General features: G+C 69.4%; 19 protein-coding genes. 11 read left to right on the forward strand and 8 right to left on the reverse strand.

Translation table 11 applies throughout. The features are described 5' to 3' along the window. Positions 1-2 precede the first annotated feature (2 nt). The 3 genes from D9R14_RS11405 to D9R14_RS11415 are packed head-to-tail and all read left to right on the forward strand — an operon-like array spanning position 3 to position 2,966. Positions 3-812 carry an amino acid ABC transporter ATP-binding protein gene (locus D9R14_RS11405; RefSeq protein ID WP_121623583.1) on the forward strand — a complete coding sequence of 270 codons (810 nt, stop codon included), beginning with the start codon at positions 3-5 and terminating at the stop codon, positions 810-812. Between the two features lie 5 nt (positions 813-817). Beyond that, positions 818-2,176: an amidohydrolase family protein gene (locus D9R14_RS11410; protein WP_121623584.1), complete on the forward strand. Its 1,359-nt coding sequence runs from the start codon at positions 818-820 to the stop codon at positions 2,174-2,176. A gap of 4 nt (positions 2,177-2,180) precedes the next feature. Then, positions 2,181-2,966, forward strand: coding sequence for an aspartate/glutamate racemase family protein (locus D9R14_RS11415; RefSeq protein WP_121623462.1), 786 nt, complete (start codon positions 2,181-2,183; stop codon positions 2,964-2,966). Between the two features lie 35 nt (positions 2,967-3,001). Here the strand turns inward: D9R14_RS11415 and D9R14_RS11420 are convergent, their stop codons facing one another. From D9R14_RS11420 to D9R14_RS11445, 6 genes are read right to left on the reverse strand one after another with little or no spacing between them, the layout of a single operon-like run. After that, on the reverse strand, positions 3,002-3,619 hold the full coding sequence (locus D9R14_RS11420; protein ID WP_245420751.1) for a MarR family winged helix-turn-helix transcriptional regulator: 618 nt from the start codon (positions 3,617-3,619) through the stop codon (positions 3,002-3,004). After that, the gene (locus D9R14_RS11425; RefSeq protein WP_121623464.1) at positions 3,620-4,864 is read right to left on the reverse strand and encodes an amidase family protein; all 1,245 of its coding nucleotides are present in this window, start codon (positions 4,862-4,864) and stop codon (positions 3,620-3,622) included. Between the two features lie 4 nt (positions 4,865-4,868). Continuing rightward, positions 4,869-5,678 carry an SDR family NAD(P)-dependent oxidoreductase gene (locus D9R14_RS11430; protein ID WP_121623465.1) on the reverse strand — a complete coding sequence of 270 codons (810 nt, stop codon included), beginning with the start codon at positions 5,676-5,678 and terminating at the stop codon, positions 4,869-4,871. A gap of 7 nt (positions 5,679-5,685) precedes the next feature. Continuing rightward, on the reverse strand, positions 5,686-7,191 hold the full coding sequence (locus D9R14_RS11435; protein WP_121623466.1) for an AMP-binding protein: 1,506 nt from the start codon (positions 7,189-7,191) through the stop codon (positions 5,686-5,688). Between the two features lie 2 nt (positions 7,192-7,193). Next, on the reverse strand, positions 7,194-7,976 hold the full coding sequence (locus D9R14_RS11440; RefSeq protein WP_121623467.1) for an enoyl-CoA hydratase-related protein: 783 nt from the start codon (positions 7,974-7,976) through the stop codon (positions 7,194-7,196). Beyond that, a complete protein-coding gene (locus tag D9R14_RS11445) occupies positions 7,973-8,833 on the reverse strand; it encodes an alpha/beta fold hydrolase (protein WP_121623468.1) in 861 nt (286 codons plus the stop codon). Before D9R14_RS11445 ends, D9R14_RS11440 begins: the two co-directional genes overlap by 4 nt. Before the next feature lie 399 nt (positions 8,834-9,232). Here D9R14_RS11445 and D9R14_RS11450 point away from each other — a divergent pair, with 399 nt between their 5' ends. From D9R14_RS11450 to D9R14_RS11485, 8 genes are all read left to right on the forward strand, one after another. Continuing rightward, positions 9,233-10,399: an ABC transporter substrate-binding protein gene (locus D9R14_RS11450; protein ID WP_121623469.1), complete on the forward strand. Its 1,167-nt coding sequence runs from the start codon at positions 9,233-9,235 to the stop codon at positions 10,397-10,399. Positions 10,400-10,438: 39 nt separating this feature from the next. Next, complete coding sequence (locus D9R14_RS11455) at positions 10,439-11,338, forward strand: branched-chain amino acid ABC transporter permease (RefSeq protein ID WP_147453009.1); 900 nt, start codon at positions 10,439-10,441, stop codon at positions 11,336-11,338. Continuing rightward, positions 11,338-12,321: a branched-chain amino acid ABC transporter permease gene (locus D9R14_RS11460; protein ID WP_121623471.1), complete on the forward strand. Its 984-nt coding sequence runs from the start codon at positions 11,338-11,340 to the stop codon at positions 12,319-12,321. The genes D9R14_RS11455 and D9R14_RS11460 overlap by 1 nt, the downstream gene beginning before the upstream one ends. Continuing rightward, on the forward strand, positions 12,318-13,094 hold the full coding sequence (locus D9R14_RS11465) for an ABC transporter ATP-binding protein (RefSeq protein WP_121623472.1): 777 nt from the start codon (positions 12,318-12,320) through the stop codon (positions 13,092-13,094). Before D9R14_RS11460 ends, D9R14_RS11465 begins: the two co-directional genes overlap by 4 nt. Next, positions 13,094-13,798 (forward strand): ABC transporter ATP-binding protein, encoded by a 705-nt coding sequence (locus D9R14_RS11470; protein ID WP_184759436.1) that lies wholly within the window; start codon positions 13,094-13,096, stop codon positions 13,796-13,798. Before D9R14_RS11465 ends, D9R14_RS11470 begins: the two co-directional genes overlap by 1 nt. Before the next feature lie 70 nt (positions 13,799-13,868). Continuing rightward, positions 13,869-16,268, forward strand: coding sequence for a xanthine dehydrogenase family protein molybdopterin-binding subunit (locus D9R14_RS11475; protein ID WP_121623474.1), 2,400 nt, complete (start codon positions 13,869-13,871; stop codon positions 16,266-16,268). Further along, the gene (locus tag D9R14_RS11480) at positions 16,265-17,086 is read left to right on the forward strand and encodes an FAD binding domain-containing protein (protein ID WP_170168584.1); all 822 of its coding nucleotides are present in this window, start codon (positions 16,265-16,267) and stop codon (positions 17,084-17,086) included. The genes D9R14_RS11475 and D9R14_RS11480 overlap by 4 nt, the downstream gene beginning before the upstream one ends. Beyond that, complete coding sequence (locus tag D9R14_RS11485) at positions 17,083-18,222, forward strand: 2Fe-2S iron-sulfur cluster-binding protein (protein WP_121623476.1); 1,140 nt, start codon at positions 17,083-17,085, stop codon at positions 18,220-18,222. Before D9R14_RS11480 ends, D9R14_RS11485 begins: the two co-directional genes overlap by 4 nt. Before the next feature lie 27 nt (positions 18,223-18,249). Here the strand turns inward: D9R14_RS11485 and D9R14_RS11490 are convergent, their stop codons facing one another. Continuing rightward, positions 18,250-18,873 (reverse strand): HD domain-containing protein, encoded by a 624-nt coding sequence (locus D9R14_RS11490; RefSeq protein ID WP_121623585.1) that lies wholly within the window; start codon positions 18,871-18,873, stop codon positions 18,250-18,252. Between the two features lie 245 nt (positions 18,874-19,118). Continuing rightward, a complete protein-coding gene (locus tag D9R14_RS11495; protein ID WP_121623477.1) occupies positions 19,119-19,709 on the reverse strand; it encodes a GAF domain-containing protein in 591 nt (196 codons plus the stop codon). Positions 19,710-19,782: the final 73 nt, after the last annotated feature.

Genomic DNA, 19,782 nt, shown 5'->3' on the forward strand with positions numbered 1-19,782 from the left:
CCATGACCTCCATCGCTCCCACCCCCGTGCCGCGCGGCCTGAAGCCGCTGCTCGCCGTGCGCGACCTGAGGAAGTCCTTCGGCAACCGGGAAATCCTCAAGGGCATCTCGTTCGACCTCATGGCCGGCCAGACTTTGGTGCTGATCGGGCCGTCCGGGTCGGGCAAGACCACGGTGCTGCGCTGCCTCAATCATCTGGAGACGCCCGACGGCGGCACCATCGAACTGCTCGGCGAGCCGATCGGCGGCGCCTATATGGGCGAGGGGGCGAAGTGGCGCGCCCTGCCCGAGGCCGACATGGCGCGCCAGCGCCGCAAGTTCGGCTTCGTGTTCCAGCGCTTCAACCTGTTCCCGCACCTCACGGCGCTGGAGAATGTCGCCATCGGGCCGGCGAAGGTGCTCGGCCTGTCCCGCAAGGAGGCCGAGGCGCGCGCCGCGGTGCAGCTCACCCGCGTCAGCCTCGCCGACCACATGGACAAGCGCCCGTCCCAGCTTTCCGGCGGCCAGCAGCAGCGCGTCGCCATCGCCCGCGCGCTCGCCATGGAGCCGCGCCTGATCCTGTTCGACGAGCCCACCTCCGCGCTCGATCCGGAACTGGTGCACGAGGTGCTGGACGTGATGGCCGAGCTCGCCCGCGAGGGCATGACCATGGTGGTCGTCACCCACGAGATGAGCTTCGCCCGGCGCGTCGCCGACCACCTGATCTTCATGGCCGATGGCGAGATCGTCGAGGAGGGCCTGCCCGAGGCAGTGTTCTCCGCCCCGCGCGAGGAGAAGACCCAGCGCTTCCTCGCCCATGTGCTGAACCGGTGAGCGTCATGACCGAGACCAACCAACCCGCGCTCGATCTCCTCGTCACCGGCGCGAGCGTCCTGACCGGCGATCCGGCCCGGCCCGAAATCGAGAAGGCCTGGATCGGCGTGAAGGACGGCCGCTTCGCGCTCATCGAAGAGGCGCGCGCCGACGCGCCCGCTCCTGCCGCCCACCGGCGCATCGACCTCACAGGACGGGTGGTGACGCCCGGATTCCTGAACATCCACACCCACGCCAACCTTTCCATGGTGCGCGGGGTGGCGGAGGACCTCGGCTTCGCGCCGGCCTATACGCCCGGCATCCCCCAGGGCCACATGGTGACGCCGGACGAGGCCTATGCCATCGCGCGCCTCGGGGCGCTGGAGGCGCTCCTGTTCGGCTCCACCCTCATCAACGACACCTTCGTCCATGCGGACGTGGTGACGCCCGCAATGGCCGAGGTCGGGCTCAGGGTCTGGTCGTGCGGGCGCATCCACGATGTCGACTTCTCCGGCGTCTCGGTGGGCCGCTGGGAGCATGTGGACGCCATCGGCGACGAGAAGCTGAACGATGCGCTGGAGCTTGCCGCCCGCTACGAGGGCAAGAGCGGTGGCCGCATCGGCGTGCAGCTCGCCGCCCATGCGCCGGACACCTGCTCGACGCCGTTCCTGAAGCGCATCGCGCGCGCCGCCGAGGAGACCGGGCTGCGCGTCACCACCCACCTGTCGCAGAGCAAGGTGGAGGTGGCCCGCATCCGCGCGCGCGACGGCAAGAGCCCGCCGGAACTGCTGGAGGAGCTGGGCCTGCTCAACGACCGCCTGCTGGCGGCCCACTGCATCCATGTGAGCGAGGACGACATCGCCCGCATCGGCCGCGCCGGCATCCATGTGGCGCACATCGCCAAGGGCAACGCCACCGGCGCCACCATCGCTCCCACCCAGAAGCTGCGCGCGGCCGGCGCCAAGCTCACGCTGGGCACCGACAACATGCACGCCGACATGGTGGAGGTGATGCGCTGGGCGCTGGCAGTCGGCCGCATCCAGATGGGCGCAGTGACGGACGACTGGCAGCCCTCGACCGTGTTCGAGATGGCCACCATGGCCGGCGCCCGCGCCATGGGCCTGGAGACCGAGATCGGCTCCATCGCGCTCGGCAAGAAGGCGGACTTCGTCGCCTTCGACTTCCGCCGCGTCCACCTCACGCCCCGCACCAACGTGCTCGGCAACCTCGTCCATGTGGCCCACGGGCGCGACGTGGAGCTGGTGGCGGTGGACGGCGAGGTGGTGGTGGAGGCCGGCGCCCCCACCAAGGTCAACGAAAGCGACATCCGGCGCGACGCCGAGGCCGCCATCGCCGCGCTCTGGCAGCGTGCGCGCGGGAACTGACGACATGCGCATCCTGCTCATCAATCCCAACACTTCGGCCGACATGACCGAGCGCATGGTTGCGACCGCCGGCCCGGTGCTGGCGCCGGACGTGGAACTGGTCGCCCTCACCGCGACGCAGGGCCTGCCCTACATCGCCAGCCGCGCCGAGGCGGTGGTCGCCGGCGCGCTCACGCTGGAGATGATCGCCGCCCACCAGGACGGCATGGACGCAGTGGTGCTCGCCGCCTTCGGCGATCCCGGCCTGATCGCGGCGCGCGAACTGTTCGACCTGCCGGTGGTCGCCATGGCGGAGGCGGCGATGCTCACCGCCTGCATGCTGGGGCCGAAATTCTCCATCGTCACCTTCTCGCCCGCCCTCACCCCCTGGTACGAGGACGCGGTGGCGCTCAGCGGCATGCAGGCGCGCTGCGCGTCCATCCGCGTGCCGGAAGCCGGCTTCCGCTCGGTGGCCGACGTGCAGCACGAACTGGAGGCCGAACTGGTGGAGACCACGCGCCGGGCGGTGGCGGAGGACAAGGCGGACGTGGTGATCCTCGCCGGGGCGCCTCTCACGGGCCTCGCCCAGCGGGTGGCGGACCGCGTGCCGGTGCCGCTGATCGACCCGCTCAGCGCCGCCGTGGGCCAGGCGCAGGTACTGGCGCGGCTCAAGCCCCGCCCGGCCGCCGCCGGCCGCTTCGCCCGTCCCGGCCCGAAGCCCGCCACCGGCCTCTCCCCGGCGCTCGGCGCCTGGATCGAGCACCGGCCTGCGGCTGCGCGCACCAACGGGGCGCATCGCAGCGGGGGGTGACGGGCCCCGGGCGCCTCAGAACACGACCAGACGATTCAATTTGATCGGATCGCTCTCTCGGCGCCCGTCATCTTGCGCAGCAGGCGGATCAAGCGGGTCCGCTCCGTCGGCGTGAGGGCGGCCAACGTCTCGGCGGTGATCTCGACGCCGACGGTTTCCGCCTTCGCCATCACTTCTGCGCCCTTGCGCGTCAATTCCAGGAACTGGCGGCGGCGGTCCGACGGATCCTCGGAGACGGCGATGAAGCCGCGCGCCTTCATCCGGCTGATCACGCCGTTGATGGTCGCCGAATCGAGGCCGATGAGACGCACCAGGTCGCTCTGCGAACAGGAGCCCATCTCCCTGATCTTCGCCATCGCTGCGAACTGGGTCTGGGTCAGGTTCGCCACCATGCGATCGGTGAAGATGGCGGTGTGGAACTGGAACGCCAGGCGCAGGATGAAGCCGATCTGGTCGTCGATCTGGTAGGCCCGTGCCTTGGAGGCGGGGCTACTGTCCTTCGCGCGGCGCGGCATCATGCTGTTTTCGGATCGGTTGCGTGGCACGGCGCCAAGAACCTGAAGCCGGCGCTCAGCGGCATTCCTAGCATATCCGCCCTGCCGCGGAAGAAGCGACTTTGCACGGCGACCGGGGATTTTCGACTTGTCCGACATTTACATTGCCATGTTGGAGAGGCCCGCGCGGATGCGCTCGGCCATGCCGAGCAGCGCGAGGTCATGACCGGGACGCCCGGTGAGATGAAGGCTGAAGGGTGCGGCGCCCAGCGGCAGGCCGATCCCCGGACATGCGGGAAGCGGCATCGCCAATGAGGGAGCGCCGAGCACGTTGGCGAACGCGGTGGCACTCAAGGTGGCTGCCAGGAGCGGCCAGCGCCGACCGCCCGTCTCGATGTGGTGCACGCCGCGGGCTGGCATCGGCGCGAACAGGGTCGGCGAGAGCAAGGCGTCACTGTCCGCGAGGCAGGCGTCATAGCGGCGCGCGGCGGCGGCGAGACGGGTGCGCGCGGCGGCCACGTCGGCCGATGCGGCACCGCGCAGCGCGCGGGCGGCTGCTTCTCCGAGGCCGTCCGCCGGCATGCCCAAGTACAGGGGCGCGGCTTCCGCCACCACCACGGCGCCGAATGCCGCGGCGGACGCCAGCCGGTCCGGCAGATCGAACCGGACGATGTCGTGACCTGCGGCGCCGAGGGCCTCGACCACGCGCTCGAATGCGGAACGGATGCCGGGATCGATGAGATCCGGCATCCGTTCCTCCACCGCGAGACGCAAGCGGTCAGGGCTTGCCGCGCCTGCAGCGGAATCGGCGAGAAGGATCGGCACCGCAGCACGGATCAGATCGAGATCGCGTGCGAGGAGGCCCACATGGTCGAAGGAGGGAGCGAGCGGCCACACACCCTCCAGCGGCACCGAGCCCCGGCTCGGCTTGAACCCGAAAAGTCCCGTGGCGGCGGCGGGAACGCGAATGCTGCCGCCGGTGTCCGTTCCGAGGCCGAGATCGGCCAGCCCCGCCGCCACCGCCGCCGCCGCCCCGCCCGAGGAGCCGCCGACGCTCCGGCCGGCTTCCACGGGATTGGCGACGCCCGGCGTGGTCATGCCGAAGCCGCCGGCATCGGTGCGCGTCATGCCGACGAACGCGGCGCCTGCATCGAGCAGCCGCTGGACCGCCGGAGCGGTCTCCGCCGCGCGCCGCCCCGCGAAGACCGGATGGCCGGCGGTGAAGGGCTCGCCCGCCACCGCGATATTGTCCTTCACGCACAGGCGCACGTGCGCAAGCGGCCCGCGGCCCGCCGTGCCGGCATGCCGCGAGAGGAAAGCGCCGAAGGGATCAAGCCCCGTCTCGCCGGACGTATCCATTGGATTGGGAATCGCGGCGATGGCGCCGAGCGCCATCGCCGTCATTCGCTCACTGGTCCCGCAGGCGGTCCATGAGGGCCTTCTCCTGGCCGCCGTCGATCTCGATCATGGTGCCGTTGAGATAGTGCATCAGCGGCGAGGCGAGCATCACCACGAGGTCCGCCACTTCCTTGGTCTCGGCGATGCGGCCCATGGGGATCGAGGCCGGGGCGAGCCGGTCGGCCTCCTCGTAGGAGAGCTTCATGTCGCGCGCCATCGCGTTCACCAGACCCGACCAGCGCTCGGTGCGCACCGGGCCGGGATTGACCGCCACCAGGCTGATGCCGTGCTTGCCGTACTGGCCGGCGAGCGAGAGCGTGAGATTGTATCCGGCGGCATTGGCGGCGCCGGGGGCGATCTCCCAGTAGGAGGGCTTGCGGCCGTCATTGCCGATCAGGTTCACCACCCGGCCGCCGCCCTGCTTCACCATCAGGGGAAGCGCGTAGCGCATGCAGCGCACATAGCCCATGAACTTCAGCTGGAGGGCCTGCGCCCAGTCGTCCTCGCTCAGGTGCTCCAGCACGCCACCAGGCGCGGAGCCCGCATTGTTCACCAGGATGTCGATCCGGCCGAGGGCCTCGTGACCCTTGGTGACGAAGGCCTTGGCGTCGGCATCCTTGGTGAGGTCGGCGGCAATCGGGATCACCTTGCGCCCGGTGGCGTCGGAGATCTCCTTGGCCGCCGCTTCCAGCTTGTCGAGACGGCGGCTGCAGATGGCGACATCGACGCCCTCCTTCGCCAGGCCCCAGGCGATGGCCTTGCCGATGCCTTCGCTGCCGCCCGTCACCAGCGCGGTCTTGCCGGTAAGCTCAAGGTCCATTTCATCCTCACTTCGTTTGTTGCTTGGGGTCGGTAAACAGGTCGCCATGGGCCGTGCGCAGGTCGCGCTTCAGCACCTTGCCCATGCGGTTGCGGGGAATGGCGGTGACGGGAAGGATGCGCTTCGGCACCTTGTAGGCGGCGAGCGTCAGCTTCATCGCGCGCTGAAGCTCCGGCTCGTCGACGACGGCGCCCTCCACCACGGCCACCACCGCCTCGCCGAAGTCGGGGTGAGGCACCCCGAAAACGCAGGATTCCCCCGCCCCGAGAATGCCGTCGAGCACGTCCTCCACTTCCTTCGGGTAGACGTTGAGGCCACCGGTAATGACGATGTCCTTGCTGCGGCCGAGCAGACGAACGCAGCCGCCGGCGTCGATCTCGGCCACATCGCCGGTGATGAACCAGCCGTCCGCGGTGAAGGCGTCGGCGTCCGCCTCCGGGCGCCGCCAATAGCCGGCGAAGACATTGTGGCCGCGCGTCTCAAGTCCGCCGACGGCGTCTTGGGACGCCGTTGTCCCATCGTCCGCGCGGGTGCGGATCTCCACTCCAGGCAGCGCCCATCCGACGAAGCCGGCGCGGTCCTCGGTGCCGGCAGGCAGCGCGGTGACGATCGCGGTCTCCGTGGCGCCGTAGCGCTCGATGATCCGCACGCCGGTGGCCGCCAGGAAGCGATCGGCGAGTTCGAGGGGCAGCGGCGCCGAGCCGCTGATGGCGAGCCTCAGCCCGCGCGTCGCGGTGGCGATCCCCGCCTCGCTCAGCAGACGCGCATAATGGGTCGGCACGCCCATGATCACGCTCGCATCCGGCAGCGCCGCCACCACCTCGGCGGCCTCGAAGCGCTCCAGGAGCAGGATCGATGCGCCTGCGACCAGCGCGGTGTTCACCGAGGTGAGCAGGCCGTGGGCGTGATAGAGCGGCAAAGCGTGCAGCAGCCGGTCGCCGGGCGTCATGCGCCAGACCTCGGCGAGCGCGCGGGCGCTTTCGGCGAGATTGCCGTGGGTGATGCAGGCGCCCTTGGGCCGCCCGGTGGTTCCCGACGTGTACAGGATCGCCGCGACGGCGTCCGTGCCGAGGGGGTGCACGTCGCAGAGCGGATCGGCCGATGCCGCCGCAGCACCCAGCGCGCCGCCCATGCCGGCCTCCAGGCTGGCGGTGCGGATCCCCGTGAGTGCGCCGAGTTCATCGGCCTCGGCAGCGGACGCAACCAGAAGGCGCGGCGCGGCATCGGCAACCAGATAGGTAATCTCAGCCGGCGTATAGGTGGTGTTCAGAGGATGGATCACCGCTCCGAGCTGGAAGCAGGCATGGGCCAGCACCAGCACCTCCGGCGACTTCTCCAGCTTGAAGGACACCCTGTCGCCCGGCGCGACGCCCGATGCCTTGAGCGCCCGCGCCACCTGGCCGACCTTGCGCCGCAGCGCATCGGTCGACCAGACCTCGCCGCCGGCGAAGCGAAGCGCCTCTGAGGCAGCGGCCCGCGGCGCGTAGAGCGCATGAACGAGGTTGCCGTCCATGGTCAGGCGCCGGTGAAGCGCGGGTGGCGCTTTTCCGCGAAGGCGGCGCGGCCTTCCGCATAGTCGGCGCTGGCGTCGGCGCGGGCGCAGAGGGCGGTGGCCGCCTCCAGCATCGCCCCGTCCTGCGCGCGCAGCGCCCGCAAGGTGAGCTTGGCCGCCGCGAGGGTAAGCGGCGCATTTTCCGCGAGGCGGAGGGCGAGAGCGAACGCCGCCGCCTCCACCGCCTCGGCCGGCAGAAGGCGATGCACGGCGCCGAGCGCAAAGGCGCGCGCCGCCGCAAGGCGCTCGGCGGTCAGCAGCAGATCGCCGACGGCGGGTCCGAAAACCTTGAGAAAGCGGGCGACGCCGCGCGGATCATAGCCCAGCCCGAGCCGCGCGGCCGGGACGGCGAAGTGGGCGCCCTCGCTGGCCACCCTGAGGTCGCAGCTCGCCGCCAGCGAGGCGCCGGCGCCGATGCAGGGACCCTCGACGAGGGCGACGGTCGGCTGGGGGATGGCCTCCACCGCCCGGCAGGTGAACTCCACCAGGTCGTCATAGGCCACCGCATCGGCAGCGCCGGAGCGGGCGGCGGCGAAGCCCGAAATGTCCGCCCCCGCCGAGAACACGCCGCCGGTGCCGCGCAGCATGACCACGCGCACGTCCGGATGGTTCGGAACCTGCTCCGCGAAGGCCCCGACCTCGCGCCACATCGCAGCACTCACCGCGTTGCGCCGACCGGGATTGTCGAGCCGCAGCACCGCCAGCGACGGTCCCGAGGGGAACTCGACGTGGACCGCGCCGCTCATGCGCCGCCCCCGCGATTGCGATGGCTCATCCAGGTGCCCGCCTCGGCGGCGGCGAACAGCTCGCCGAGCGCCGCATTCACCGCCGCCGGCTCCTCGCTGGTGATGGTGTGACCGGCACGCGGCAGCATCAGCAGGCCAGCGGTGGGCACCACGCGCTTGAGGAAGACACTCCCCTCGATGCAGGGGAAATCCTCATCGCCGACGATCACCAGAAGCGGCGGCTCGAACGCCTTCAGATCGGCTTCGAGCTCCCACAGGGTCGGGCGCTTGATCTGCAGGTTGAGCATGGTCAGCGCCGAGCCGAGCCCGGAATGCTCGGCGAGCATGCGCTCGAACTCGGCGAATCCGCGCGGATCCTTCGCCTCGAAGGTGAGGCGCATGGGCGCGCGGGCGTACTTGGCAGCCGCCTCGGCGATGGGCTCGCTGCGGAACATGTCGGCGATCGCCTCGCAGGCGATGATGGAGGCGTCACGCTCCGCCGGGTTGGAGCCCCATCCGCAGCCGAGGGCGGCGACCGAAAGGCAGCGCTCGGGATGGAAAAGACCCACGTGAAGCGCCGTATAGGCCCCCATGGAGTGCCCCACCACGTGGGCGCGGTCGATGCCGAGCCCATCCATCACCGCGATCACGTCGGCACGGGCGCGATCCTGGCCATAGGCGGCGGGATCCTCCGGCACATCGGAGGGCAGGTAGCCGCGCGCGGCGAAGGTGACGCACCGATGGGCGCGCGAGAAGAAGCGCATCTGCGGCTCGAACGAGCGATGGTCCCCCGCGAACTCGTGAACGAACACGACGGGCGAACCGGAGCCCACATCCTCCACGTGGAGGCGGACATTGTCGTCGGTGATCACCTGCATGTTTCGCACCCTCTAAATTGGCACGCACGCTAGTCGTAAAAACACTTGCACGCAAGTCTATTTCGGACTGAGATGCTGACGTTATGCGGCTGAAAATATGTGACGATACGTGAGCAGGATTTCCCGCATGATCCGTTCTGAATAAAGAATTTTATCGAAATCGCGGATCTTCAAAATACGCTTGTACGCAAGTGATAAAATCGCTAGCATGCGAGCATATAAAGCGAGGGCCGAACATGGCTGACTTCTGTGCAGGCGAGCGCCTCCGATCGTGCTTGCCGCCCTCGATCCAGCCATGCCGCATCTGCCCGAGCAAGCACACGGGACGGCTCGCAAGCTGGGCCTCCCGCCAAAGAAAAAAGCCAGAATCCAGAAATTGAAAGCCAGAAGGGACGCAAGATGAAGAGGTTGCTTCACACGCTATTGCTGCCGGCCGCGCTCTTCGCCTGGTCCGCCAGCGCCCAGGCCCAGGATGCACAGACCCAGGGCATCACCGACACCGAGGTGAAGGTCGGGGCGTTCGGCCCGTTCGGCGGCCCCGCCTATCTGTTCGGCAAGATCGCCATGAACGGCATCGAGGTGGTGTTCGACAAGGTGAATGCCGAAGGCGGCATCAACGGCCGCAAGCTGGTGCTGATCCGCGAGGACGACAGCTGCCGCGCCGAAGGCGCCATCGCCGCCGTCAAGAAGCTGGTCTATGATGAGAAGGTGTTCGCTCTGATCGGCGGCGCCTGCTCCAACTCCACCCTGGCCGCCCGCGCCGAGATCGAGAAGGCGGGCGTGCCGTTCATTCTCAATTCGGCCACGTCCGACGCGATCACGACGCCGGTCGCGAGGAACATCTTCACTTCGCAGATCACCGCCTCGGTGGAGAGCCGCGCGCAGGTCGACTTCGCCATCGCCCGCGGCGCCAAGAAGATCGCCGTGGTGGCGATGAAGGACGCCTGGGGCATGTCGCGCTACACGCCCCTGATGAAGTATCTCGACGAAAAGGGCATCAAGCTCGTCGCCAATCTCGAACTCTCGCCGGATGCATCGGACGCCACCCCCCAGGCGCTTCAGCTCAAGGCGGCCGGCGCCGACGCGGTGATCCTGCTGCTCTATCCGAAGCCGGCGGCGATCATGGTGCGCGACGCCACCAAGCTCGCCTTCGATCCGATCTGGATCGGCCAGTCCACCATCAACGATCTGAAGGCGTTCAACGCCCAGGTGGGCATGCCGGGTGCGCTGAAGAACTTCGCCTCCATCACCTCCACCAAGTTCGACCCCTCCGACCCCGCCATCGCTGCGTGGAACGATCGGCTGAAGGCACGCTTCCCCAACGACGAAATCTCGCCCTTCAACATGTATGGTCTGGGCAGCGCGCAGGTGTTCGTGGAGGCGCTCAAGCTCGCCGGGCGCGACCTGACGCGCGACAAGTTCCTGGCCGCGCTGGGCCAACTGAAAAACTTCAAGTCCGACGCCTATTTCGGTCCCATCACCTGCAACGCCCCGACCGACCACCAGTGCAACCGTACGCCTGGGTGGTTCGCCTGGAAGGACGATAAGCTCGTTACCCTCGACTGATCGGGCGTGGCGCCGGCCGGCAGCGGCCGGCGCCCGAGCATGAAGACGCAGGACATGATGATCTTTGGCTATCTCATGGCGACGGGATTGACCACGGGCGCTCTCTACGCGCTCGTGGCGATCGGCGTCGTCGTCGTCTTCCGCGCCACGGGCGTGGTCAATTTCGCCCACGGCGAGATGTTCATGATCGGCGGCTTCCTGGCGTGGACCGCCCATGTGATGTTCGGGCTGCCGTTCCTGGTCGCATTCGCTGCCGCGGTCGCCGGCACGTTCGTGCTCGGCATCATCACCTATCAGACCACGTTCCGGCCGCTTGCCTCCACCGGCAACCAGAACGCGATCCTGCTGGCGATGGTCGGCCTGTCCTTCGTGCTCAAGGGGATCGCGCGCGATCTGTGGGGCGGGAGAGGCGACTATCTTTCCTTCCCGCCGCTGGTCTCGCCGACCCCGGTGGACATCTTCGGTTTCATGATCATGTCGCAGCAGCTCATCGTGCTGGGCGCCGCCATCGCGGTCATGATCGGCTTCTGGCTGTTCTTCCGCTTCACCCGGGCGGGCAAGTTCATGCAGGCCACCGCGGACAACACCAAGGCGGCCCGGCTTGTGGGCCTGCGGGTGGACCGCGTGTTCATGCTTACCTTCGCCGTGGGCGCGGCCATCGCCGGAGCGGCAGCCACCCTCATGGCGCCGCTCACCCTGCTTTATCCGGACGTGGGCTTCAGCCTGTTCGTCAAGGGCTTCGCCGCCGCTGCGCTGGGTGGCCTGGGCAGCATTCCGGGCGCCATCGTCGGAGGCTTCCTGCTCGGCGTCACGGAGCAGCTCTCGGCCAACTACATCGCCACCGGACTTCAGGAGGTCGCGGCCTTCATCCTCATCTTCCTGGTGATGATCTTCATTCCCAACGGACTGTTCGGAACCGCGGCGCGGAGGCGCGTGTGATGCTGCTTCGCCTGACCTCGCCGATGGCGGCGGGAATCGCGCTGTTCGCGCTCCTGTTCGCCGCCCCCCTTCTGGGAGCCAACGAGTACTACAGCTACATCCTCAACCTGATGATGATCCATGTCATCGTCACGGTGGGGCTCAATCTGGTCATGGGCCATGCCGGCCAGCTGGTGTTCGCCAATGCCGCCATCTTCGGCATCGGCGCCTACGGGACGGCCCTGCTGATGAAGCATTTCGGCCTGCCGTTCTGGCTGTGCCTGCCGCTCGGAGCGATGCTGGCGGTCTCCATCGGCCTCGCGCTGGTGTTCCCGGCCCTGCGCCTTTCCGGCATCTATCTCGCGCTTGCGACGCTCGCTTTCGCGCAGTGCGCGCTCTGGGTGATGGTGCACTGGACCCCGGTGACGTTCGGCGCCGGCGGCTTCACCATTCCCGCGGTGTCGTTCGCCCCCCTGCCGATTTCGCCCGACATGGGCATGTACTATCTGGCCTGGGCCGTCTGCGCATTGCTGGTGGTGCTGGCGCGCAACATCGTGCGCTCGCGCATCGGCCGCGCCTTCGTGGCGCTGAGCGACAATGAGATCAGCGCCCAGTCCCTCGGCATCGATCTCCTGCGCTACAAGGCGGCCGCGTTCGGCCTCTCCAGCCTGTTCGCCGGCATCGCCGGCGGCCTGTTCGCGGGAACGCTGCGGTTCGTCGGCCCGGAGAGCTTCGACCTGCACCAGATGATCCTGCAACTGGTGGCGGTGGTTCTGGGCGGGATCGGCTCGCTCGCGGGCTCGGTCATCGGCGGCGTGCTCATCGTCGTCGTGCTGGAATTCACCAAGGCGACGAAGATGTCGGTCGAGATCGTGTTCGGCGGCCTCCTGCTCGTGTTCGTGCTGTTCGCGAAAGGCGGCCTCGTGGTGTTCATCCGACGCTTCCTGCCCTCGTGGAACGAAACGCTGCACGCATCGCCCGCGCCGCGGAGCAAAGCGCCATGAGCATCGCCCTCGAACTGTCGAACGTGTCGCTCGCCTTCGGCGGCGTCTATGCGCTCAGCGACGTGTCGGTGGCCTTTCCCAAGGGCAAGATCATCGGCATCATCGGCCCCAACGGCGCCGGCAAGACCAGCCTGCTCAATGTCGCAAGCGGGCTGTCCGTGCCGCTCCAGGGCCGGGTCCTTCTCAAGGGGGCGGACGTTACCGGCCAGAAGCCCAACCGCATCGCCGGGCTGGGGCTGAGGCGCACGTTCCAGGCCTCCCAGCTCTTCCCAAGCATGACGGTGCTGGAAAACATGATGGCCGGGCTGCATCTCGGCAGCCATGCGGGGCTGTTCGCCTGCGCGCTGCGCACGCCGCGCATGCGGCGCGAGGAGGAAGAGATGCGCGAGCGCGCCATGGCGGCGCTCGATTATGTGGGCTTCGCCCATTTCGCGGACCGGCCCGGCAACGCCCTGTCGTTCGGCCAGCAGCGCATCGTGGAAATCGCCAGGACCCTCATCGATGCGCCCGAGGTCGTCCTGCTGGACGAGCCGGCCGTCGGCCTCTCCGTCAACCGGGTCGCGGAGCTCGATGCGCTGCTGCGGCGCATCCGCGACGAACGCGGCGTGACCATCGTCATGATCGAGCATGTGATCCGCCTGGTGATGGGCGTGTCCGACCACATCGTGGTCATGAATTCCGGCCGCAAGATCGCCGAGGGCTCCGCCGACGAGGTGCGGGAGAACCAGGAGGTGGTGACCGCATATCTCGGCGCGCAGGGGAGCGGGCACTGATGCTTCAGGTCGAACATCTCAACGTCTTCTACGGCATAACGGAAGTCCTGCGCGACGTCTCGTTCACCGTGCCCCAGGGCGAGATCTTTGCCCTCCTCGGCGGCAACGGCTCGGGCAAGACCACCATCATCAACACCCTCTGTGGGCTGGTGAAGCCGCGCAAGGGGTCGATCCGGTTGCTCGGCCAGGATCTCGCCGGCCGGCCGTGCGACCAGATGGTGCGTGCCGGCCTCATCCAGGTGCCCCAGGGGCGCGAGGTGTTCGCGTCGATGACGGTGCGGGAGAATCTGGAGATCGGCGCGGCGACCCGTCCGGCCGGCGAGATCGCCGGCGACCTCCAGGAAATGTATGCCCTGTTCCCGCGCCTCCGGGAGAAGCGGGACCGCCTGGCCGGCGCCCTTTCGGGCGGCGAGCAGCAGCAGGTGGCGATCGCCCGCGCGCTCATGGGCCGCCCGCGCCTGCTGCTCATGGACGAGCCCTCGGTGGGCCTGTCGCCCATCGTGGTCGAGGGCATGGTCGAGACCATACGGGACCTGAACCGGACCCGCGGCCTGACCATTCTCATCGTCGAGCAGAATGTGGGGGTCGCGGCCGCGGTGGCGAGCGGCGCCTATGTGCTGAAGGACGGCGAGATCGCCTATTCCGGTTCCGCCCCGGACCTGATCGGCAATCCGGAGGTTCTGGCCTCATATCTCGGGCGATAGAGGATGTACCGGTCGGCCGGATACCGGCCGGCCAGATACGTCGATGCGGCAATTTGAGTGAGGTGACGGCATGAACGCCGAGGCAAAGACCGGCCAGGGCATCGGCGCGCGCGTCCTGCGAAAGGAGGATGCGCGCCACCTCCACGGCCGCGGCCGCTTCATCGCCGACATGAAGATGGCGGGGCTGAAGGAGGTGGCCTTCCTGCGCAGCCCCGTGGCCCACGGGCTGATTCGCGCCGTCGGCAAGCCGGCGGGCGCCGAGGGCGAGGTGTTCACGCGCGCCGATCTCGCCCGGGTGAAGCCGATCCGCTCCACGATCCAGCTGCCCACCTTCAACGGCTCCGACCAGCACCCCCTCGCCTGCGGGAAGGTGCGCTTCGTGGGCGAGCCGGTCGCCATGTGCGTGGCCTCCGGCCGTGCCGAGGCCGAGGACCTTGCCGAACAGGTCACGCTCGACATCGACCCCCTCCCCGCCGTGGTGGATGCGCGGGCGGCGCGCGACGACGGTGCCGGCCCGTTCCTTCACGACGAATGGGGCAGCCACCTCGTCCTCACCACCGCCCTCGATACCGGCATCGACGAGGTCGCGCGAACGGCGCCGGTCAAGGTGACGCGCAGCTACCACATGGCCCGGCAGGTCATGAACCCGCTCGAAGGCAAGGCGGTGCTCGCCTATTGGGACGATCTCAAGGGGCAGCTGGTGGTCTACACCTCGACCCAGGTGCCGCACATGATCCGCACCGCCATCGCCGAGCACCTGGGCCTCGACCAGCGGGAGGTGCGGGTGGTGGCGCCCGACGTGGGAGGCGGCTTCGGCTACAAATGCGTGCTCCAGGCCGAAGAGCTGTGCCTCGCCTGGCTGGCCCTGACCTTCCGCGCCCCGTTCCGCTGGACCGAGGATCGGCGCGAGCACCTGACCTCCGGCGCCAATTGCCGCGAGCACGTCTACGAGGTCACCGCATACGCGGACACGCAGGGCCGGCTGCTCGGCATCGATGCGGACATCACCGTGGATGCCGGCGCCTACTCGGTCTGGCCTTTCACGGCATGCCTTGAGGGCACCATGGCGGCGCGCCAGCTGCCCGGGCCCTATGCCTTCCGCGCCTATCGCGCGCGCACCTGGACGGTGGCGACCAACAAGCCCTCCATCGTCCCCTATCGCGGGGTTGCCAGGACCGGCATCTGCTTCGCCATGGAACTGACCCTGGACGCGGTCGCCCGCGCGGTCGGCCGGGAGCCGTGGCAGGTCCGGCGAGAAAATCTGATCGCCGCCGAGGCGATGCCGTTCACCAGCCCCGGCGGCGCCGTCTACGACATCGGCAACTATGCCGGCAGCCTCGATATGGCGCTCGGCGAGATCGACGTCGGTGCGGTTCGCCGGCGCCAGGCGGCGCGGCAGGCCGGCGAGCCGCTGGTCGGCGTCGGCTTCGCGAACTTCATCGAGATGACGGCGCACGGCACCCGTGCCTTTGCCCTCGCCGGCCTGCCCTTCGTCCCCGGCGCCGAGCCGGCGGCGGTGCGCTTGACCCCCGACGGCGGCCTGGAGGTACGCGTCGGCGTGCAGTCCCACGGCCAGGGCATGGAGACCTCGCTGGCGCAGATCGCCCACGAGGTGCTGGGCATCGACGTGGCCCGGATCGCGGTGGTCCACGGCGATACGGAGCTGACCCCCTTCTCCACCGGGACCTATGCCTCGCGCTCCATCACCATGGCGGGCGGCGCCGTGGCCGAGGCCTGCGACCAGCTGGCCCGGCGCCTCGCCAAGGCGGCAGCGCACCTGCTGCAGTGCGCGCCCGAGCAGGTCGAACTGTCGGCCGGCCTGTTCCGCGGCCCGTCGGGCGACATCGCGGTGAGCGAGGTGGCGCGCATCTGGTACCTGAAGCCGGAGCTGCTGACGCCGCAGATGAGCCTGGAAAGCCTGGAAGTGACCGGCATGTTCCGCCCCAAGACGGACACCGGACAATACAGCTACGGCACCCATGGCGTTGTGGTCGCCATCGACCCGGCGACCGCGACCCTCGCCATCGAGGACTATGTGATCGTCGAGGATTGCGGAACCCGCGTGAACCCGCTGATCGTCGAAGGCCAGACCTATGGCGGCGCGGCCCAGGGCATCGGCACGGCGCTGCTTGAAGAGATGCCCTTCGACGGCGCCGGCCAGCCGCTCGCCTCGACCCTTGCCGACTACCTGATGCCCGGCGCCGCCGAGATGCCCCCCATCCGCCTCCGCCACCTGGAGATCCCCTCCCCCAACACGCGCTTCGGCATCAAGGGCGTCGGCGAAGGCGGGGCGATCCCGCCGCCCGCGGCCATCTTCAATGCCGTCAACGACGCGCTCGCCTCGGCCGGTGTCGAAGTGTCGGCGACGCCGCTCACCCCGCGACGCCTGTTCGCAGCGATCGCCGCGTGGGAAGCCGCCCAGCCGGGCGCGACGCCTCCGGTTCCGGCCCCGCGGGAGCGGGCGCCGTGAAGCCCGCCCGCTTCGACTATGTCCGCCCCCGCTCCGTGGAGGACGCCCTCGCGCGCCTGGCCTCCGAGCCGGGCGCCAAGCTCATCGCCGGCGGCCAGTCGCTGGGGCCGATGCTGAACCTGCGCCTTGCGCGGCCATCGCTGCTGGTGGATATCGGCGGCCTGCCGGAACTGTTTCAGGCCGACGCCGGAGCGGACGAGAGCTTCGTCGGCGCCGGGATCACCCACGCCATGATCGAGGATCGAATGGTGGCGGACGGCAGCGCGGGATTCATGCCCCATGTGGCACGCACCATCGCCTACCGCGCGGTGCGAAACCGCGGCACCATCGGCGGCAGCATCGCGCATGCCGACCCGGCGGCCGACTGGCTCCTGGCTCTGACGGCCCTCGGCGCGGATGTGATCGTGGCCCGCAGCACAGGTGAACGGCGGATCGCCCTCCCGCAATTCGTCATCGCCGCCTTCACGCCGGCCCTCGGCGAGAGCGAGATGGTGCTCGGCTTCACCTTTCCCAGCCTGTCGGCTGGCGCGCGCTTCGGCCATGCCAAGCTCGCCCGCAAGTTGGGCAAGTTCGCCGATGCCGCGGCGGCGGTGATCGTCGATCGCCCGCGCGGCGTCTGCCGCATCGCGCTCGGCCGGCCCGAGGGGCAGCCCGTGCTGCTGCCCGGCCTCGCCGATCAGGTCGCCGCCGACGGGCAACCCTCGCCGCAGGACATCGCCGCAGCCCTCGCATCCGCCCTGCCGGAACTCGATGCCTTCGAGCGACGCATCCTGAGCGGCGCCCTCGGGCGCGCCCTTGCACAGGCCCTCATGCCATGACCCACACGATCCGCCTGCGCGTGAACGACGTGCACCGCGCCGCCGACGTCGAGCCCCGCACCAGCCTCGCCGACTTCCTGCGCGACGCGTGCGGGCTCACGGGCACCCATCTGGGCTGCGAGCACGGGGTGTGCGGCGCCTGTACCGTGCTTCTGGATGGCGCGCCCGTGCGCGGCTGCCTGACCTATGCGGTTCAGGCGGATGACCGCGCGGTGGAAACGGTCGAAGGCTTCGCCGACGATGCCATCGTCGCGGACCTGCGAACGGCGTTCTCCCGGCATCACGCGCTCCAGTGCGGCTTCTGCACGCCCGGCATGCTGGTGACCGCGCAGGACATCGTCCGGCGCCTCGGCGCGGTCGACGAGGCACGCATCCGCGAGGAGCTTTCCGGCAATCTGTGCCGTTGCACCGGCTATGCCGGCATCGTCCGCGCCATCGCCGAGGTTGCGGCGCGCCATCCCCAGGGTGGCGCGCCGCGCGCCGGCGCCGTGCCGGCCGTGCCGGAGCCCGTCGCCCGCACGCCGCGCCCGCCGGTCCAGGCGGCCCCCGCGCCTGCTGCCGCGCCTTCAGCCGCGCGCACGCCCGCCGTGGTGTCCCGCGAGGGGGCCGGCTTCCGCGTGGACCAGGAGATCATCATCCGCCATCCGCTCGATGCGGTGTGGTCGGCGCTCGCCGATCCGGCCGCGGTGGCGGCCTGTCTGCCGGGCGCCGAGATCACGCGCCAGGAGGGCGATGCCCTCGAAGGCGTGGTCCAGGTGCGCATGGGGCCCATCCGGGCGCGCTTCGAAGGCGCCGCCACCTATCAGCGGGACGCCGCCGCCCATCGCGGCACGGTGGAAGGCGGCGGACGGGACTCCCTGTCCGGCTCGCGCATCGCCGGGCGAATGGCCTTCGCCGCTGCAGCGGCCGAGCCCGGCGCCACGCGGCTGCGCGTGGAGCTCGCCTTCACGCTCCAAGGCATGCTGGCGCAGTTCTCGCGTCCCGCGATCGTCAGCGACTTCACCGCCTACATGGTGGGCCAGTTCGCGGACAATCTCGACCGCAGGCTGGCCGGAGACCTGTCCGCCGCCGCGACCGGCCCCATGGATGCGCTGAAGATGCTGCGCTGGTGGATCGGCCGCCTGCTGCGCCGCTGAGCCGGGAGGCCCCGGCTTTCCGGGGATCTATCTCAGCAGCCCGCGCCGCTCGGCGTCGGAGATCATGTCCTCCGCCAGCGTCGCGAGCCGGGGCGAGCTATCGCCGATAATGGCCATGGCGCGCCGGACATCGGCGGCGGCGACGGCGTTCTGCCGCCAGACCCGGCCCTCGGTGTGATAGCTGTGGAGCAGCGGCTGAAGCCGGTCGATGGCGCGCGCGAAGCGCGCCTCCCGGGTGTCGCGCCGCTCGAAGGCGCGCCACACCTCCCTGAGATCGTGCGCATGGGGTTCCGGCAGAAGACCGAACAGCCGTTCCGCCGCGCGCTCCTCGCGCTCCGCCTGGGTCTGCGACGCCGCGGCGTCGTAGACGTAGGTGTCGCCGGCATCGATCTCGACGATGTCGTGGACCAGCAGCATCTTGAGCACCGTGAGCAGATCCGTCCCCGGCTCCGCATAGGGGTGCAGCACCAGCGCCATGGTGGCCATGTGCCAGCTGTGCTCCGCGTCGTTCTCGACCCGCGAGGCATCCAGCAGAAGGGTGCGGCGGAGCACCTGCTTGAGCTTGTCGATCTCCAGGATGAAGGCGACGCGGCGGGCGAGGTCCGGTGCGTCGGGGAAGAGGTCGACGGCGGATGCTTGGGGTTCGGTCACGCTCGGGTCCTGGCGCTCGTTCGAGCACGCGCCGGTCAGCCTGCGCCGCAAGCTGACCGGATGACGCGGTCTCAGCCAATAATTCAGAGGGCGATTCACCGCTCCAGGTCTGGCGCGGATCACATCGCGGGCGCCTTGACCTCGGAGCGGCACGCGCCCGTTCCGCGCGCGCAAGGTAGGCCAGGATGGAGAATGCTTCCATCCCGCCCCGGTCGGAAAGATGCGGCAAACCGGGTAGGCAGCCTTCAGCCCGGCCAGGGGCCAAGCTCCTTTGCGACCGCAGCCACCTTGTCCGGGCCGCCGAGGCCCATCCACACCGCCACGGCGCAGGCGGCGAACAGCTTCTGCACCTTCATGTCGGTTTCGTCGAACATGTAGCGCGCCTGCGAGGCGGTGTTGAACATGCCCACCACCTCGCCCTTCCACATCACCGGCACATAGACCGAGCAGCCGACGCGGCCGGTCTTGATGATCTGGCGGAAGATCGCATCCTCGTCGGTGTTCTTCACCACCGCCGCCTGCTTGGTCTGCACCGTGTGGCCGGGACGGCTGTCGGTGACCGAGATGCGGGCGCGGCCGAGGCCGAAATTGTCGGCGAACACGATCATGTGGTCGCGGCTCGGGGCGATGAAGAAGCAGGCCGAGACGATGAACTGCGTCTCTCCCGGCTTCAGCGCGCCCGGCTTCATCGGCGCATCGGGATCGCCGAGCAGCCCACGGGTGGCATTGGTGAAATGGCGCACGCCCTCCTCGGGGTCGCTCTCGCGCCAGGCGGCCTCGTTGACATCGTGCAGCACGTCGATGGCGCGCACGTGGAAATCCGCGGGACGGGTCATGGGGGATTGGCTCCTGCAAGGGTGCGGTTTCGGGTGAAGACGGGCGCGCGCGCCGGAACGCTCAGGCGGACGC

Origin of the sequence: Xanthobacter tagetidis (assembly GCF_003667445.1) — a bacterium.
Taxonomy (GTDB): Bacteria; Pseudomonadota; Alphaproteobacteria; order Rhizobiales; family Xanthobacteraceae; genus Xanthobacter; species Xanthobacter tagetidis.

Excerpts from the sequence above, each read along its gene's own strand:
- D9R14_RS11475 (WP_121623474.1), top strand. The coding sequence starts at position 13,869 with ATGAACGCCGAGGCAAAGACCGGCCAGGGCATCGGCGCGCGCGTCCTG.
- D9R14_RS11495 (WP_121623477.1), bottom strand. The coding sequence starts at position 19,709 with ATGACCCGTCCCGCGGATTTCCACGTGCGCGCCATCGACGTGCTGCAC.
- D9R14_RS11470 (WP_184759436.1), top strand. The coding sequence starts at position 13,094 with ATGCTTCAGGTCGAACATCTCAACGTCTTCTACGGCATAACGGAAGTC.
- D9R14_RS11465 (WP_121623472.1), top strand. The coding sequence starts at position 12,318 with ATGAGCATCGCCCTCGAACTGTCGAACGTGTCGCTCGCCTTCGGCGGC.
- D9R14_RS11425 (WP_121623464.1), bottom strand. The coding sequence starts at position 4,864 with ATGACGGCGATGGCGCTCGGCGCCATCGCCGCGATTCCCAATCCAATG.
- D9R14_RS11450 (WP_121623469.1), top strand. The coding sequence starts at position 9,233 with ATGAAGAGGTTGCTTCACACGCTATTGCTGCCGGCCGCGCTCTTCGCC.
- D9R14_RS11430 (WP_121623465.1), bottom strand. The coding sequence starts at position 5,678 with ATGGACCTTGAGCTTACCGGCAAGACCGCGCTGGTGACGGGCGGCAGC.
- D9R14_RS11440 (WP_121623467.1), bottom strand. The coding sequence starts at position 7,976 with ATGAGCGGCGCGGTCCACGTCGAGTTCCCCTCGGGACCGTCGCTGGCG.
- D9R14_RS11435 (WP_121623466.1), bottom strand. The coding sequence starts at position 7,191 with ATGGACGGCAACCTCGTTCATGCGCTCTACGCGCCGCGGGCCGCTGCC.
- D9R14_RS11455 (WP_147453009.1), top strand. The coding sequence starts at position 10,439 with ATGAAGACGCAGGACATGATGATCTTTGGCTATCTCATGGCGACGGGA.
- D9R14_RS11485 (WP_121623476.1), top strand. The coding sequence starts at position 17,083 with ATGACCCACACGATCCGCCTGCGCGTGAACGACGTGCACCGCGCCGCC.
- D9R14_RS11460 (WP_121623471.1), top strand. The coding sequence starts at position 11,338 with ATGCTGCTTCGCCTGACCTCGCCGATGGCGGCGGGAATCGCGCTGTTC.
- D9R14_RS11415 (WP_121623462.1), top strand. The coding sequence starts at position 2,181 with ATGCGCATCCTGCTCATCAATCCCAACACTTCGGCCGACATGACCGAG.
- D9R14_RS11405 (WP_121623583.1), top strand. The coding sequence starts at position 3 with ATGACCTCCATCGCTCCCACCCCCGTGCCGCGCGGCCTGAAGCCGCTG.
- D9R14_RS11410 (WP_121623584.1), top strand. The coding sequence starts at position 818 with ATGACCGAGACCAACCAACCCGCGCTCGATCTCCTCGTCACCGGCGCG.
- D9R14_RS11445 (WP_121623468.1), bottom strand. The coding sequence starts at position 8,833 with ATGCAGGTGATCACCGACGACAATGTCCGCCTCCACGTGGAGGATGTG.
- D9R14_RS11420 (WP_245420751.1), bottom strand. The coding sequence starts at position 3,619 with ATGTCGGACAAGTCGAAAATCCCCGGTCGCCGTGCAAAGTCGCTTCTT.